Raw genomic sequence first — 1,578 nt, forward strand, 5'->3', positions numbered from 1 at the left:
CTACACTGCTTAAATTGGTTACAAGAGAGACCACATCATAGAACAATTCCCCTTCCTGTCTTTGGGAAAATTGGCAAACACGACGTGGCTGGCGCCAAGAATCGGCTTTATAAAGGGACTCTGAATAGGAAGAATGAGGTAAAATACTCAAATCCTCTGAACAAGGCAAGGTTAAATCTCCCAAGCGACTCAGAACAGCGTTCCTTTTCAGTTTGGTCAAATAGGCATGACCTCTATCTTCCAGTAAATCATAGAGTTTTGGGCTCACAAAACCGCTATCCATACGAAAAATCAGATGGTCAAACTGCTCTAAAATGGGGTGAATAAGGGCATCTGCTCCTTCTGAACAATAGCGATTTCCAGAACGTAACTGGGCATTCAGACAATAGCCAGTCTGGCTTTCAAAGGCATAAAGGGGATGATAAGCTGTCACCTGATAATGAGCATTATAGTCGGCTCCCTCTTGATGCCCATAAGTGGTAAAATGAGTGGAATCCACATCAACGATAAGACTGGGTTGGCTTTGCATTTGTAAAAAGAGTTGAACCAGTTCAAAGTTTAGTCTTCGCAAGCTCCCAACAGTTGCTTCTGTTGAACGTGACAGAAAGCGAGACAAGGTTGGTTGAGACGCAACTTGTCCAGTTTCCAACAGTTTTGGAAAATAAGCATCTGATTTTAATTTCTTACAGGCATAGTCTATGTCATAGCCTGTAAGGATTTGAAAGAGAAATTGGATGACAATATCGGCATCCGAATAGTGATAATAGCGTCGTTTATCATCGCTCACAAGATGTTTTGAAATAGTTTCTTTTAGATTCAACTTTGTGAAGAGTTCTTTGAAGAGCAGAAGACCAGCTTGATTGGTCAGATTTCCACCATCGAAAGAAAAGTGTGATAAAGTATTGTTTTTCGTAGATTTATTTTATATACTGGTCATTGGAATTTCCTTTGTTTTGATTTTGTTTTCGATTATATCATAAAGGAGAAACTCCCTTTTGTCCAGTAAAAACAGCACCCAATGGGTGAAAAGAGAAAGCACCTAGAATCCTCGGTTTCATATCGATTCTGGATGCTTTTTGTGTTAGGTGTGAATAATTGGGGGAGAAAGAGATTGAAGATTGTCAAAAACAGATGAATGAATATATAGACGAGTATGAACATCAAGTGAGGAGATTGGAGAAATTAGTTAACACTATAAATTTTGCAATTGATAGTAAAGAGAGAGGCTTCAACATCCCATTAGAGTAATTTAAATGTATTTTAATTGTTACAGAAATCGTGATAAAATGATTAGCAGTAGTAGATTGGAGGAAATAGTGTGGGAAGCTTATTAGCTACTCGAATTAAGAGCAGAAGAAAAGAATTGAAATTATCTCAGAAAGAGTTAGCTGAAGGAATTTGTAAGCAAGGTCAGATTAGTCGTTTGGAGAACGGAGAATATACTCCAGGTTCAGAATTATTGCATCAACTAGCTAAAAGACTTAGTGTTAGTATGGATTATTTTTTTTGACGAGCAAATTTTGAATGAGAGTACAGAACTTATTGAGTTTAAAAAAATAGTTATAGTTGCTTAGTTTC

Annotated in this window: 2 pseudogenes; one reads left to right on the top strand and one right to left on the bottom strand. The window is 37.3% G+C overall.

The features are described 5' to 3' along the window. Window positions 1–937: pseudogene (locus tag HT691_RS11020) on the bottom strand (IS1380 family transposase); the annotation flags it as partial. A gap of 381 nt (window positions 938–1,318) precedes the next feature. Here HT691_RS11020 and HT691_RS11030 point away from each other — a divergent pair. After that, window positions 1,319–1,559: pseudogene (locus HT691_RS11030) on the top strand (helix-turn-helix transcriptional regulator); the annotation flags it as partial. Window positions 1,560–1,578 lie beyond the last annotated feature (19 nt).

Origin of the sequence: Streptococcus sp. 477 (assembly GCF_013277295.1) — a bacterium.
Classification (GTDB): domain Bacteria; phylum Bacillota; class Bacilli; order Lactobacillales; family Streptococcaceae; genus Streptococcus; species Streptococcus pseudopneumoniae.